The following is a 14,165-nucleotide window of genomic DNA, read 5'->3' as shown; positions in this document are numbered from 1 at the left end:
CGTCGTCGAGCCGTGACGCGCGCTACAGGAGCACGTCGAAGACGCGGCCGGCCTGCTCCCAATGCCGGGTCTGCGGGTTCTTCACCTTCTCGTCGAGGATCCGGATCGTGCGGGCCAGCGCCACACCGAGACCCCCGGCGATCTGCGGCAGCCTCTCACTGGTCTCATCGCTGTAGACCAGGTCCAGCGGAGGGCGCCTGGTCAGCCGCTCCAGGATCGCGTCCAGCGACAACTCCTCGTCGATCGCCTCGAAGGAGTGGATGGCCTCCTGCAGACCTTTGGTGATCGGCAGGTCGTACGGCTCGATGACGTCGCGCCCGTTGGCCTTCGCATTCGCGACGCCGCGCAGCAGGAGGTCGTAGAGCCGATCGTTGACGAAATCGTCGAAGCGCCGCAGGTCGTCCTTGTCGACGTCGAGACTGGCGGCCTCGCGGAAGAAGCGTTCGAGCGAAGCGATACCGAAGAGTTCCATGACGCCGTCACCGCCCTCCGCGCCGCGTGAACTTCTCCGCCAGCCGTTTGGCCATGCCCTTCGTCTCCTGCTCCACGCGCTGCGCGAGCTGCTGAAGGGTGCGGAGCGCACTGATGACGGGTGACCGACGGTGACTCGACTCCTCGGCCGTCGCTTCGAGCGGCACGACGAACTCCTCGTCGGCGATGGTTACGACGTAGGCGGAGTCGTCTTCGTTCAACGCGATGCTCACCGGCACCGGCTCGCCCGTGTCCGGATCGACGGCGACCGCGTTGACGACGAGGTCGACATGCGACCCGTCGTCCGCCTCCACGATGTCGACTTCGGCGAGCGGACCGCTCTCGATCGCGAGCACGAAGTCGTCCTGCGTGGGCGTCCTGTCCTCGTCGTCTCTTTCTCCGGCCATGGTGACTCCTTCGTTGGCAGGGGTGCTCTCGCGGAACGCTACGCGGGGCGCCGAAGCCGGACTATGTCCTGTCGGGCCCAAACGCGGCTCGCAACTTCACCCCCCGGAGCAGAGGATCGGCTGCCGGCTCAGGTCACCGGGCTCCGGCGAGCGAGTCCACGAGAGGCCGGACGTAGCCGTCGGCAGCGGCGAGCTCCCGGGTGATCCGCTCTGCCGGCCAGCCCTGAGTGCCGTGGCACTTGAGGCTGGCGGGGCCGGTGTAGCCGAGCCGGTGGAGGGTCTGGAGCAGCAGGGCGTGATCGAGCGTGCCGTCCGGGCGGGGCAGCTGACGCTCACCCGGCCCGAAGTTCAGGCCGTCGACGCCACGACGGTAACGGCGGTCGATGTCCCAGACGTAGTAGTAGAAGAGTCGCTTGCGCTCGGCCAGGTACGTGAGCACGTCACTGATCGTCTCCTGCATCACCCACAGATGCGGAGGCGCGACGCAGACGCCGAGATACGGGTCGTCGATGTCGGTGATGAGTCTCTTGATCTGGGCGAAAGTGTCGACGCCCTCGTCCCAGCGATTGCCTTCGTTGACGCCGGTCTCGAAGTCCGCTGAGAACGGGACGGTCAGGTGGTTCTCCACGGCGATCCGCACACCCCGCCGCCGCCCGGCCTCGACGATCGGGGGCAGGAAGTCCGTGACGAAGTCGGAGTACGAGGCCTCGCAGTCGAAGATCACGGTGTCGACGCCGAGCTCGGCGGCGAAGTCGACGCGCTCCAGGATCTCGGCCTGATTCTTGCCGTAGACCGTGAGGCCGCACGGAGTGACGCCGTAGCGCTCCAGCGTGCGGAGGATCGACGACACGTCGTCCCCCGGGTTGACGTGATGGCCCAGCGGCGACGCGGCCGACCAGAGGTTGATCTCGGTGAAGCCCAGGGCCGCCAGGTCACGGACGGCGACCTCGAACGGCATGTCGTGGTACGGCAGGATTTCGGCCGTGTAACGGAACATGGAATCGAATCTCCTTCAGCCGGCTCACACCGGCAATTTGAGTGACGACGGAGCAGCGCTACCGCCGAACTTCTCCCGGTAGCGCCCGGGGCTCATCCCCTTCCGCGCGACGAAGTCGTGGGTGAGGTGGCTCTGGTCGGAGTAACCGCACTGCGTCGCCACCTCGGAGATGGGCAGCTCAGAGGCCGACAGCAGGTTGCACGCGGCGGCCAGCCGGACCTGTTTCAGGTACGCGTGCGGCGTGATGCCGAAGCGCGCCTTGAACTGGCGGTTGAACTGGCTCGCCGACAGACTCACGCTGCGCGCGAGATCACTGACCGACAGGTCGCGCGAGAACTCCGTCATGATGAGCTCGATGGCCGGCGCGAGTCCGAGGAACCGGCTCGACGCGTGCTGCCTGCGGCTGACGTTCCTGGTGATCCCGGCGACCCCGATGATCCCCTCTCCGGACACGTCGACCGGGAACTTGGTGGTGCTGAACCAGTCGTACGACCCGTCCTCGTTGTGCACCAGCTCGATCATCTCCGCGATGGGCTCGCCCGTCTCGAGGACGCGGAGGTCGTCCGACCGGTACTTCTCGACCAGGTACTCCGGGGAGACGTCCTCGTCGCGCAGTCCGATCAGGTCGGACTTCCCGAACCCCATCAGCACGGCGAACGGCCGGCTGTAGTAGACGAACCGCCGGTCGACGTCCTTCACCCAGAGGTAGACGTCGTCCATCCGGTCGACCGCCTCGAGCAGGAAGGGGATCCCAGCCCGCTCGAGGAAGTCAGTCGTCAACACCGGATTCGTCGGGACTGCCGTCGTCAGGGGTGAACTCGCCGGCCGCACTCACCACTCCCGCAGCCAGTCCTGGAGGAACCGCAGACCATCGGTGGCGAGGCGATCCTGCGTCGGGGCGAGCGGACGCCAGATCGAGGCAGCTGTCGCGATGGTCTTGTTGTCCGCCGTGAACGACTCGATGCCGATCACGCCGCGGTAGTCCACGGCGCGCAGTGCGTCACGGATGCCCGCCCAGTCGAGGTGATCCTCCCCGGGGGTGCCCCGGTCGTTGCCGGCCACCTGGTAGTGCACCAGGCGATCACCCGCGGCCCGGATCGCCGCGGCCGGGTCCTTCTCCTCGATGTTCATGTGATACCCGTCGAGGTTGAGACCGACCGACTCCGCCGGGAGGCCGTCGATGAGCTCGAGGAGCTGCGCCGTGGTGTTGAACACGCTGGTCTCGTAGCGGTTGAGGGGTTCGATGCCGAGCATGATCCCGCGTTCTCCCGCGTGCGCCGCGATCGGCCGGAGGGCCTCCCGCAGGTCGCGGAGCATGTCCCGCCGCTCGTCGGGGTTCAGCCGCCACGTGCGCCCGACAGCGGCGTAGATGGGACCGACGACGGCTTTCGCCCCGAGGTCCACGGCCGCGTCGATGCAGCGGAGGAGGTACTCCGTCGTCGTCGCCAGCTCGTCCCCGTTCGGCGCGACCAGGTTCCGGCCCGGAGGCATGACTGCGCACAGGACGGGCGTCAGCCGGTGCGAGCGCAGAAGCTCGCCGGCTTCCTCCGGGTCGAAGTCGCCGATGGACTCGAGGGGCAACTCGATCGCCCGGAAGCCCCAGTCCGCGACCTTCGGTGCGAGCTCCCGCAGCGACGCGTCGTCGAGCGGCGAGTACCAGACGAACGAGTTGACCCCGAGGAGGGGCCGCGTGTCGGTCTCGGTCATGCGGTGAACACCATCTTCTCTGCGGATCGGGCGGCCAGCATCTCGAAGGCGCGAGGCGCGTCGTCGAGCGTCAGCTGGTGGCTCACGAGCTCGAGCACAGGGACCTTCCGGTCGAGCAGGAAGCTCGTGATCGCGTCGTACTGGTAGATCGGGAAGTACCAGGCGCCGATCACGGTGATCAGCTTGCGCAGGAACTGGTTGCTCGGGTCGATCTCCGCTCGGCGGCTCTCGCCCACGAAGGCGACGCGGCCGAACGACCGGACGGCGTCCAGGGCGGCACTCTGCGCCGCCGCGTTGCCGGAGCACTCGATGACCACATCGGGCCGCGAGGAGGGTCCGAGGAGAGACTCGTCGATGGCCGGCAGCACCTCGTCCGCGCCCATCCTGGTCCCCAGCTCACGGCGATGCTCCACGGGGTCGATCGCCACGACGCGGGCGCCGCGGGCCTTCGCGACGGCGACCGCCGCAGCGCCCATCGGACCGAGCCCGGAGACGAACACCGTGTCGGCGCCGGAGACGCCGAGCCGGTGCTGTGCGCTGAACTGGGTTCCGAACATGTCCGTCGAGACGGCTCCCTCGACGAAGCCGAGACCGTCCGGAAGGGGCATGCAGTTCACGGCCGGGACGACGACCAGCTCGGCGTCCCCGCCCCAGCGGTCGAAGCCGATGATCTTCGCGTTCGGGCACGCCATGAGGTTGCCCTGGCGGCAGAACGTGCAGCGCATGCAGCCGACGGCGAGATAGACCGCGACCCGGTCACCCACCTGGAGACCGGTCGCGCCCGGTCCGACCGCTTCGACGACGCCGGCGATCTCGTGACCGGGAACCAGATGCTCCGGCTTCTGGCCGACGACCTGATCGCCGCGCAGAGCGCTCATGTCGCTGCCGCAGACGGCGGACGCCTGCACACGCACGAGCACCTCGCCCAACTGAGGCACCGGGTCCGGGAGCTCCTGGAGCTGCACCGTCATGTCACCGGGAAGGACGACAGCCTTCATCGCTGCGTCTCCTTTCTGTTCGAGGGGTTGGAGGAGGCGGACGTGCGCCGGAGCGGACGACCGGACAGCATCTCGGCGGCGAGCGCGGCGAGCAGCAGCGCCCCCGTCAGGAAGTCGGTCACGAAGACCGGCGCGCCGAGGACCGTGATCGCGTTGGAGATGACGGCGAGCGCGAGCGCGCCGAGCACGATCCCCCAGGTGCTGCCCCGCCCGCCGCTCAGCGCGATGCCGCCGATGACGGCCGCGGCGATGGAGGTCAGGAGCACATCGCTGAACCCGGTCGGGGTTGCCCCGCCGGCGGAGAGCGAGACCAGCGCACCGGTGAGCGCGCCCATGCAGGCCGAGAAGGCGAACGCGACGACCAGCGGGCGCCGTGCCGAGACCCCCGACGCCGTGGCCTCGCGGCGGCCGCCGCCGATGGCGTACAGCTCGTGGCCGAGGCGAGTGAAGTGCAGGAACAGCCACAGCAGGATCGCAAGCACGATGAAGATCAGGCTCATCGGGGTGAAAATCCAGTAGCGGGTGCTCAGAGCCACCCCGATGTCGAAGTTCGTCAGCGACACCGAGTTCTCATTCGCGATGATGTAGGCCGCTCCCTGGAACAGGATGAGAGTGCCGATCGTCACCACGAGCGAACTGATCTTGAGCCAGCTGATGAGCAGGCCCTGGAGCGCGCCGAGCACTCCGCCGACGACCAGGGGGATGAGCAGGGCGGCGACCGGCCCGGCGTCCGCGAAGCGGACCGCGAGCACACCGCCGAGAACGGCGGAGGAGCCGATCGACAGGTCGAACTCGCCGGCGATCATGGTCAGCCCGACGCCCAGGGCGGCGATGCCGATCGGTGCGAGCACCTGGAGCAGGGCGGCGACATTGTTGAGAGTGCCGAATCCCGGGATGAGGAATGCGGCGACGATGACGATGACGACCGAGAGCGCGATGCGCGCCGTCAGGTCGCGGTCGACGAAGCGCACAGCCGTGCCGCGTCTGCGGCCACGGGCGCTGGTGGTGGCGGTGGTCACTTCCCACGTCCCTTCATGAGTGTGTAGCCGGTGACGGCGAGCACGACTGCGCCTCCGACGCAGAGCAGCTGGATGCCGGTCGAGAGGCCCATGATCTGCAGGTAGTTCCGGAGGAGCGAGATGAAGACCGCGCCGACGACCGTCTGCAGGGCAGAGCCCTGGCCGCCCTTGATCGCGGTCCCTCCGACGAGGACCGCCGCGACGGCGTCGATGTCGAGGTTGGGGAACTGAGCGGTGTCCGCGACTCCGAACTCCGCGGCGCTGAGCATCCCCGCGATGCCGGCGGCCAGGGCCGAGATGACGAAGGCCGCGACGATGACGAGCCGGACGTTGACGCCCACCGCCCGCGCGGTGGCCTTGTTGGCTCCGACCAGGATGGTCCGGCGTCCGAGGGTCGTCTTCTGGAGGACGAGGTGGCTGACCACGGCGAGGACGACGAAGGTCCAGGTGGCCATCGGTATGCCGAGCGGGGTCGCCCCACCGATCTGGACCGCGAGGCTGTCGGCCGGTGCGTGCAGCAGCACGCGGTTGCTGTCGGTGACCCACAGCACCAGGCCGAGGATCGCGGCTCCCGCGGCGAACGTGACCACCACCGGGTTGCCGCCGACGCTGATGACGAGCCCCTGGACGGCGCCCACGATGAGAGCGGTCGCCACCATGGCGAGCAGGCCGCCCCAGAATCCCGCCACCGACGCCGTGGCGGCGTACACCACGCTGGAGAGCACCGCGGTCTGCAGGACGCTCAGCGAGAAGTAGTGGCCGGAGATCGTCACGAAGGTGAGCCCGAGCGCGACGATGCCGGTGATCGACGCGGCGCGCAGGACGTTGAGGAGGTTCGAGACGGTCAGGAAGTTCGGCGCGGTGAGCGCGCCGAGCACGAGCAGGACGATGACGACGACGACAGCCACGATGACGCCGAGGTACTGCTTGGCCGCGGGACGGCCGGCGGCCGCCCGCGGCGCCGGGGCGGTGACGACGCCGTCGGCTTGAGGAGTGGTTGTCACAGGGACTCCAATACGGGAGTTGCCGGAGGGTTGCTCAGCAGGTGCTCGAGCTGCTCCGACTCGATGTTGGATGCGCGGTCCGTTCCGAGGTAGGTGCCGCGGTAGAAGCTGGAGACGACGTCGGCCAGACCGATGACCTCTTCGGCCTCGGAGGCAGTGAAGACGATGGTCAGACCGGCATCCGCCAGCTGCTGCAGATAGGTGTAGATGTCGGAGCGCGCCCCCACATCCACACCCCGGGTGGGCTCGTTGATGAGCAGGAGCGCCGGTTCGATACCGAGCCACTTCGCCAGGACGACCTTCTGCTGGTTGCCGCCGCTCAGCGACTCGACGTGGTACTCCATCCGCCCAGACGTGACCCCGAACGTCTCCGCCAGGGACTGGGACAGTCTCCGTTCGGCCTTCTTGAGGATCCACCCGGCCTTCGCCACGCTGGAGAGGCCCGGCGCGGAGAGGTTCTCCTGCACGCTGCGGACGCCGAAGATGCCGTCGAGCTTCCGATCCCCGGAGCAGTAGGCGATCCCGGCCCGCTTGGCCTGCCGGGGGTTCGAGGTGGAGAGGCGCTTCCCGTCCAGATAGATCGCACCGGAGGTCAGCGGACGGACGCCCGCGATGACCTCCAGGAGCACGGCCGCCGCGCTCCCGAGCTGGCCGGCGAGCCCGTGGATCTCCCCGTGCGGCACGACGAGCGAGACGGGCTCGTCGATGCCCTCGGCGGTGACCTCCTCCAGCCGGAGCAGTTCCCCGCTGCGCGGGGCCCGGTCCACGCTCGGGTAGAGCGCTTCGAGCTTGCGCCCGAGCATCAGTTCGATGATGCGTTCCAGCCGCACCTCCTCGCCGACCAGCGGCTCCAGCGAGCGACCGTCCCGGACGATGGTGACCCGGTCGGCGATCCGTACGACCTCATCCAGCCGGTGACTGATGTAGACGATCGAGCGGTTCTGCCGTTTCAGGTCTTCGACCACCGCCAGCACGCGCTCGATCTCCGGGTCGGAGAGCGCAGCCGTCGGCTCGTCGAGGATGACGACCTGGGCGTTGCGGGCGAGGGCCCGGGCGAGCTCCACCAGCTGCTGCTCTCCGACCGACAGTCTTCCGGCCGGGATGCGGGGGTCGACATCGCCGACCCCCGCCAGCTCGAGGAAGGGACGGGCGCGTCGCGCCGCGGTCTTCGCGCTGTACACGGAGCCGATCGAGGCGTTGCCGAGGAAGACGTTCTCCCCCACCGACATGGTGGGCACGAGGCTGATCTCCTGCTGGACGACGGCCACCGGGGAACCGATCCGGGCGAGCTCGGCGGCGGAGATCGGCCGACCGTCGTAGAGCAGCTCACCGCTGTCGATCCGTTGCTGGCCGCAGAGGAGCGAGACCAGGGTGCTCTTGCCTGCGCCGTTCTGGCCCAGCAGGGCCATCACCTCGCCGCGACGAAGCACGATGCTCGCATCGGCGACGGCGGTGACGGCCCCGTAGTGTTTGCTGACGTTCCGCGCCTCCAGGAGGGCGGGAGTCACTGTGTCCGACATGGTTCTGCCTTACGACTCGTGGGTGGTGTGATCAGCGGGTGATCAGTAGGTGCACCACTGGCTGACCGGGGTGCCCCAGAGCTTCGCCGACGCGTAGTCCTGGGACTGCACCACCGGGGTGGGGATGATGTTCGACGTGCTGATCGTCGACGGGAAGGTCGGGACCGCGTCGGGGGTGCTGGGCGCGATGTAGGTGCCGTTCGCGACCTTGGGGTTCTTCAGGTACTGGAGCATGCGGTTGACCGCGAACCGCCCCTCGAGCCCGGCGCCCTGGATGATGGTGTTGAACTGCTTGCCGTTCGCGACCTGCGACTCGTCTCCGTGGCACGAACCGCCGATGACCTGGACATCCTTGCCGGGGGTGTAGCCCGCCTGGGACAGGGCACGGATGGCGCCGACGGCGAAGTCGTCCTCGGGGGCGTAGACCAGGTTGAAGTTCTTCGACCGGTCGGCCGCGATCATCTGGCTGGTCAGAGTGAACGCGTCCTGGGCGGCGAAGCCGGTGGCGTTGCCCACGTCGACGACCGTGATCCCGGATCCCTTGATCGCCTCCTTGAAGCCGCCCAGGCGGTTCACCGTCGCGCCGTAGCCGACAGGGAGGTTGGGGACGATGGCCGTCCCGCCCTCGGACGCGGGGATCGCGCCGGACTTGCGCAGCGCATCCCGCGCCTCGACGGCGGCCTTGCCTGCGACCTTGCCGATCTCCAGGTCGGAGACCCCGGCGTAGGCCGTGATGTACTTCTCGCTGCCGGTGACCGGAAGCTGGTTCACCTGGAAGACGGGCACCTTGCTCCCGTGCAGCTGGGCGAGGCTGCCGACCTGCGACGCCGGGTCGACCGGCCACCAGACGAACAGCGCGGGAAGGTTGCCGCCGCCGAGCACCTGCTGCACCTGGGTGGCGGTCGCCGACGCGCTGTTCTCGGTGACCACGCGGATGCTGTAGCCCGACTTGGCCGCCTCGGTCTTCCCCGCCTTCAGCCAGTTGGCCACGTACGGGTCGCTGGCCGGAGGCAGGAACGCCACGATCTGCTTGCTGCCCGAGCCGCCGGCGGCTGCTCCGCCACCGCTGCTGCAGCCGGCGAGGGTCGCCACGGCGGCCACGGTCAATGCGGCGCCGACCACGGCGCGCCAGGACATCTTCCTTGATGTGTTGTTCACGTTGTCTCTCCTGTTTTCGGGTGAATCTGCTTGTTGTGGATGGGCCCGAGCGGTTACTCGGGAGTGCTGAACGAGCTGAACCAGGTGGCGGATGGCTCGTCGAAGCTGAGGCGCCGGAGGTACTCGACGCTTTCGGCGGCGCCGAGCTCGCGGTCCATCAGCGAGTCCTCCCACTCGACGGCGAGCGGTCCGCGGTAGTCGACCTCGTTGAGGGCTCGGATGATGGACTCGAACGGGACGTCGCCGTGCCCGACGGACACGAAGTCCCAGGCTTTGTCGCCGTGCCCGGACGGCAGGTGGCTTCCGAGGATGCTGCGCCGGCCGTTCAGGCTCACTCGAGCGTCCTTGATGTGGACGTTGTAGATGACCTCACCGAACTCGCGGATGAAGGCGACCTCGTCGAGAAGCTGCCAGTGGAAGTGGGAGGGGTCGAAGTTGATCCCGAACGACTTCCGGTGGCCGATGGCCTCGAGGGCGCGATGCATGGTGGAGATGTCGTAGGCGATCTGGCCCGGCATCACCTCCAGGGCGAATCGCACCCCCTCCGCCTCGAACACGTCGAGGATGCGGTTCCAGCGCTCGGCGAAGTCGTCGTAGCCGCCGTCGAGCTCGGCATCGCTGAAGGGCGGCCAGCCGTTGAACATGTGGAAGATGCGGGACCCGGTGAAGCCCACCACGGTCTCCACCCCGAGTTCCGCAGCCGCTCGGGCGGTGTCCTTCATCCGCTCTTCGGCGCGTCGCGACACGCCTTCGGGCTCGCCGTCGCCCCAGATGCTGGGCGAGAGGAGGCGCCGGTGGCGCTCGTCGACGCGGTCGCCCACGGCCTGCGAGACCAGGTGGGTGCTCAGCGCGGTGAGGGCGAGGCCGCGGCTGGACAGTGTCTCGAGGATGGACTGTCCGTACTCGGCATCCCGCAGGACGCGGGGGACGTTGAGGTGGCTCCCCCAGCAGGCGAGCTCGACGCCGTCGTAGCCCCATCCCGCCGTCTTGTCGGCGAAGACCTCGATGGGGAGGTCGGCGAACTGCCCGCTGAACAGGGCGATCGGTCGCTTCATGGTGTCATGCCTCTCGATTGTTGATGCCGGCCCCGACCAGGGGCTCCAGAACGGTGCGCACGTACTCGCCGGCCGCCCGCGTGACGGCGTCGGGATCGCTCACCGCGTCGTCCGACTCGTCCTCGACGACGACCCAGCCGTCGTACCCGGTGTCGCGCAGGTACCCGACGATCCCTGCGAAGTCGACCGACCCCTGGCCGGTCAGTTGCCAGCCTTCTGACGCGGAGTAGTCCTTGAGGTGGATGTGGTCCACGCGGCTGCGGTAGGTGCGGATGACGTCCAGCGGGTTCATGCCGCCCTTCGCCAGGTGACCGGCGTCGGGCGTGAATCCGACCCCTCCCCGGTCGAGACCGTCGAGGAGGATGTCGTAGTCGTCGCGGGTCCGGAACACCGAGCCCGCCGGCGAGTTGGCGTGGAAGCTGGTGCGGACCCCCGCTGCGGCGGCGCGCTCCCCGATCGCCCGGACGCAGGCGATCGCGTTCTGCTGCCGCTCCTGCAGGTCCTCCCTGTCGGAACCGGGCGCCTGCACGAGCAGGAGGAGCGCGCCAGGGAAGCTGGAGACGAAGCGGATGAAGTGGTCCGCGGCCGCGCGCTCCGCGTCGGTCTCGCGGGCCGAACGCCAGTCGGCCACGAACGCCACGGAGGAGAGCTCCAGGGCACTCGGGTCGATCACGGCGTGGGCGCGCTCGATGTCCGCGTAGTCGCCGAGCATGAACGGCTCGGCCTCGAGGCCTGCGAACCCGGCGTCGGAGGCGACCTCGACGAACCGCGGGAGCTGGCCGGTGTAGGTCGTGCCGCTCATCTGCCACGCGTAGGTCTGGCAGCTGAAACGGATCGCGGATGACTGCTCACTGCTCATGCCAGAAACTCCTCGATCGCGTCGTTGAACTCGTCCAGCCGCTCCCAGTGGTGCGCGTGCCCCGCGCCTTCGAAGACGCGGAGACGTGCCTGCGGGATGGCCCCGGCCAGTTCTGTCTGGAGAGCCACCGGGATGAAAGCGTCGGCATCGCCAGCCGTGACGAGGACGGGCACCCGCAGCTCGCCGAGCCGATCGCGGGTGTCGTGCCCGATGCAGGCCGCGGCCTGCGCTCGGAACGAGTCCACCGATGTCGCCGGGACGTCCGAGCGACCGGCTGCGAGCTCCTGCCGGTTCACGCTGAAGTACGGCGGCGCCCAGATCATGAGCTGCAGCATCCGCCCGAACGCCTCGTCGGAGAGCACGCCTCGGGCTTCGGCCAGCTGCCGGAAGGCGTCCTCGGCGAAACCGTCGACCGCGGCCCAGGAGGAGACGAGGACGAGGCGGCTGACCAGTTCGGGATGACGCAGCGCCAGCTCCTGGGCGATCGCGCCGCCCATCGAGATCCCCACGACCGGGACCCGGCCGAGGCCGAGCTCGGTGATCAGGCCCGCATAGTCGTCGGCCATCTCGGCAGTGCTGTAGGGACCGGCCGGACGGTCAGAGGCGCCCGCCCCGCGGTTGTCGACGGCGTAGCAGGTGAAGCTCTTCCGCCACGCGCCGACGTGCCGCTCCCACGCGGTGCTGTCGGCCCCGAGTCCCATGATGAGCACCAGCGGGTCGCCCTCGCCCGTGCGGGTGTACGCGATCTCGACCCCGTTTGTCAGAACCCGCTCGGCGGTTGTGTTAAACAGCGACACTGTCATCACGTCCTTTCGGCGAGGCGGATGCGAATTCGCCCATCAGGGTGCGGACGAACGGGACCGCGGTGCGGGCGTCCCGTTCCGTGGTCGGGCAGAAGCAGAAGTCGACGGTCCACCAGGGCAGCGTGTCCAGGGACGGCTGCAGGGCCCGGAGCGCGGCCGAGAAGTCGACGAGGCCGTCACCGAACGGAAGGTGCGCGCTGGTCTCCTCGTCGTGGAGGCTGCCGTCCGAGTCGATCAGGTGGAGGTGGCCCAGGTAGGGCTCGATGAGCCGGGCGTACTCGCTGACACCGCCGGCGAGGAGCTCGGGGTTCGCGCCCTGACGGGCGCCGGACACCCCGCTGGTGTACGCGTGGCTCGTGTCGAACAGGACCTTGAAGTTCGGGTGGGCGACGGCTTCCAGCAGCCGCACGACCTCGGATGCCCGGTTGAGCCAGAAGCCCGGCTCGAACTCCCAGACGAGGCGCACGGACGACTTCGCTGCGAGTTCCGCTGCCGCGTTCCACGTGCGGGCGAGGCGGGCGAACCGCTCCTCGTACTCGGCCGCGGGCAGCTCCACCGGCGGGCTGACCGTGTCCACCCGGAGGATCGAGATGCCGAGGCGGTCGCAGAAGCGGAGCGCCGCCTCGAACGCCTCCAGGTAGGTCGCCTGGTCGACGACCGCCGGAGGAACATCGTGGAAGTCGGGAGCGTATCCCGAGTACTCGAGTCCCAGATCGTCGCGCAGGGCGATCAGTTCGCGGAAGTCGTCCGCACCGGTGAAGTCTCGGAAGTAGGCGTGCGGTCGGAACCCGTTGATCTCGACGCCGTCGTAGCCCGCCTCGGCCGCGTAGCGGCACAGTCGATCGAAGCTCCAGGGAGCGCTCTCGAAGGGGCCGAACGAGAAAGCCCAACTACCGAAAGAAAGCCTTGGCTGCATTGTGTAACACCTTTGTCGCGCATGGAATCGTTGCGTCCAGTCAAGGCGAGGGCTTCGGGCCGCGGCTTGTAAAAGCCCGCTGGCCACTTGTCAAAAACGCGCATTCGTGGACCGACGGCATCCACGTTAGGAATCCGCCCGCGGCGCGCTCTATCCGGAGAACGAGGGAGAAAGGTCAGTTCGCGCGGCCCGAGCAATTGTTAGGGCACACACAATTAGTGAACTTAGAATGCGCGTGTGCAGCCAGATTTCGAGATGTTCGGCAGCCGCCGCATCGCCTCGGTCCGGGGCGTCGAGGAGGCGCGCCATGCGCTCTCCCACGCCTTCCTACCGGTGGACTTTCCCACCGCCCGGGCCTCTGGCACGGTCGACCTCACCCTGAACGCCGTCATGGTGGGCCGGATCACGTGCGGATACATGCGATTCGGAGACGCCGTGCGGATCGACACCGCAGAGGCCGAGAACTACCACGTCGACATCCCCACGACCGGCCGCGCCACCATGCAGGCGGCTCTGGAGGCGCCGATCCACGCGACCACGCTGACCGCAGGGGTGTTCATGCCAGGACGCCCGGTGACGCTCGACGTCGGCAAGCGGTTCTCCCAGCTCTCCCTCATGGTCCCGCGCGATGTCGCGCGACTCGGATTGGAGGACCTCCTCGGCAAGCCCGCCAAGCGCCCACTGGAGTTCGCATCCGGCTTGAGCATGCGAAGCGCAGCAGGCCAGACCATCATGCAAGCCCTCCGCATGATCGACCGCGCGGCCGGGCAGACGAGCGGCCCGCTCGCCCACCCGCTGGCATCGCAACGGCTGGAACAGATGCTGCTCCACAGCCTCCTGTTCGGGCAGCCCCACAACTACACGGCGGCGCTCGCCGCCCCGCTGCCGGAATCAGGGACCCGCCCCGTGACGAAGGCCGTAGAGCTCCTGCGGGCCGACCCCGGCCATCCGTGGACCGTGGTCGAGCTGGCAGCGAAGGTGTCGATGAGCGTCCGCAGCCTGCAGGAAGCGTTCCGCCGGTCACTCGACACGACGCCGCTGGCCTACCTGCGCGGGATCCGGCTGGAGAGGGCCCACCACGAGCTGGCCGCCGCAGCGCCCGGCACCATCACGGTGACCGAGGTCGCCACGCGCTGGGGCTTCCTGCACCTCGGCCGGTTCGCGGCGGCCTACGTGCGGACCTACGGGGAGCGGCCGTCGGCCACTCTGCGGCGCTAGGCGCGGGGGCCCGGCGCGACCTCTGCCCGGCCA

15 protein-coding genes are annotated in these 14,165 nt (G+C 68.7%); 1 reads left to right on the top strand and 14 read right to left on the bottom strand.

Annotated features, from left to right (window positions below; translation table 11 throughout):
• Positions 1–22: 22 nt before the first annotated feature.
• The 14 genes from AC1ROW_RS13845 to AC1ROW_RS13780 form a co-directional block, all read right to left on the bottom strand.
• Positions 23–472, bottom strand: coding sequence for a DUF1931 family protein (locus AC1ROW_RS13845; RefSeq protein WP_493019495.1), 450 nt, complete (start codon positions 470–472; stop codon positions 23–25).
• A gap of 7 nt (positions 473–479) precedes the next feature.
• Entirely contained in the window at positions 480–878 is a 399-nt protein-coding gene (locus tag AC1ROW_RS13840; protein ID WP_493019494.1) for a hypothetical protein, read from the bottom strand.
• Between the two features lie 133 nt (positions 879–1,011).
• The gene (locus AC1ROW_RS13835) at positions 1,012–1,875 is read right to left on the bottom strand and encodes a sugar phosphate isomerase/epimerase family protein (protein ID WP_493019493.1); all 864 of its coding nucleotides are present in this window, start codon (positions 1,873–1,875) and stop codon (positions 1,012–1,014) included.
• A 24-nt stretch (positions 1,876–1,899) separates the two neighbouring features.
• A complete protein-coding gene (locus AC1ROW_RS13830) occupies positions 1,900–2,655 on the bottom strand; it encodes an AraC family transcriptional regulator (protein WP_493019492.1) in 756 nt (251 codons plus the stop codon).
• A 51-nt stretch (positions 2,656–2,706) separates the two neighbouring features.
• On the bottom strand, positions 2,707–3,582 hold the full coding sequence (locus AC1ROW_RS13825) for a sugar phosphate isomerase/epimerase family protein (RefSeq protein ID WP_493019491.1): 876 nt from the start codon (positions 3,580–3,582) through the stop codon (positions 2,707–2,709).
• Positions 3,579–4,580 carry an alcohol dehydrogenase catalytic domain-containing protein gene (locus AC1ROW_RS13820; RefSeq protein WP_493019490.1) on the bottom strand — a complete coding sequence of 334 codons (1,002 nt, stop codon included), beginning with the start codon at positions 4,578–4,580 and terminating at the stop codon, positions 3,579–3,581. Before AC1ROW_RS13820 ends, AC1ROW_RS13825 begins: the two co-directional genes overlap by 4 nt.
• The gene (locus tag AC1ROW_RS13815) at positions 4,577–5,599 is read right to left on the bottom strand and encodes an ABC transporter permease (RefSeq protein ID WP_493019489.1); all 1,023 of its coding nucleotides are present in this window, start codon (positions 5,597–5,599) and stop codon (positions 4,577–4,579) included. Before AC1ROW_RS13815 ends, AC1ROW_RS13820 begins: the two co-directional genes overlap by 4 nt.
• The gene (locus tag AC1ROW_RS13810; RefSeq protein ID WP_493019488.1) at positions 5,596–6,603 is read right to left on the bottom strand and encodes an ABC transporter permease; all 1,008 of its coding nucleotides are present in this window, start codon (positions 6,601–6,603) and stop codon (positions 5,596–5,598) included. Before AC1ROW_RS13810 ends, AC1ROW_RS13815 begins: the two co-directional genes overlap by 4 nt.
• Complete coding sequence (locus AC1ROW_RS13805) at positions 6,600–8,123, bottom strand: sugar ABC transporter ATP-binding protein (protein WP_493019487.1); 1,524 nt, start codon at positions 8,121–8,123, stop codon at positions 6,600–6,602. Before AC1ROW_RS13805 ends, AC1ROW_RS13810 begins: the two co-directional genes overlap by 4 nt.
• Positions 8,124–8,165: 42 nt before the next feature.
• The gene (locus tag AC1ROW_RS13800) at positions 8,166–9,281 is read right to left on the bottom strand and encodes a sugar ABC transporter substrate-binding protein (protein WP_493019486.1); all 1,116 of its coding nucleotides are present in this window, start codon (positions 9,279–9,281) and stop codon (positions 8,166–8,168) included.
• A 53-nt stretch (positions 9,282–9,334) separates the two neighbouring features.
• On the bottom strand, positions 9,335–10,336 hold the full coding sequence (locus AC1ROW_RS13795) for a sugar phosphate isomerase/epimerase family protein (RefSeq protein WP_493019485.1): 1,002 nt from the start codon (positions 10,334–10,336) through the stop codon (positions 9,335–9,337).
• A gap of 4 nt (positions 10,337–10,340) precedes the next feature.
• Positions 10,341–11,195: a sugar phosphate isomerase/epimerase family protein gene (locus tag AC1ROW_RS13790; protein WP_493019484.1), complete on the bottom strand. Its 855-nt coding sequence runs from the start codon at positions 11,193–11,195 to the stop codon at positions 10,341–10,343.
• Positions 11,192–11,992 carry an alpha/beta fold hydrolase gene (locus AC1ROW_RS13785; protein WP_493019483.1) on the bottom strand — a complete coding sequence of 267 codons (801 nt, stop codon included), beginning with the start codon at positions 11,990–11,992 and terminating at the stop codon, positions 11,192–11,194. Before AC1ROW_RS13785 ends, AC1ROW_RS13790 begins: the two co-directional genes overlap by 4 nt.
• On the bottom strand, positions 11,979–12,914 hold the full coding sequence (locus AC1ROW_RS13780) for a sugar phosphate isomerase/epimerase family protein (RefSeq protein ID WP_493019482.1): 936 nt from the start codon (positions 12,912–12,914) through the stop codon (positions 11,979–11,981). The genes AC1ROW_RS13785 and AC1ROW_RS13780 overlap by 14 nt, the downstream gene beginning before the upstream one ends.
• Positions 12,915–13,151: 237 nt before the next feature.
• Between AC1ROW_RS13780 and AC1ROW_RS13775 the strand changes: the two genes are divergently transcribed.
• Positions 13,152–14,132, top strand: coding sequence for an AraC family transcriptional regulator (locus AC1ROW_RS13775; RefSeq protein ID WP_493019481.1), 981 nt, complete (start codon positions 13,152–13,154; stop codon positions 14,130–14,132).
• Positions 14,133–14,165: the final 33 nt, after the last annotated feature.

It is taken from the genome of Leifsonia sp. GW821-FHT13C09, assembly GCF_058806435.1.
This window is presented reverse-complemented; position numbering and strand designations above follow the sequence as displayed.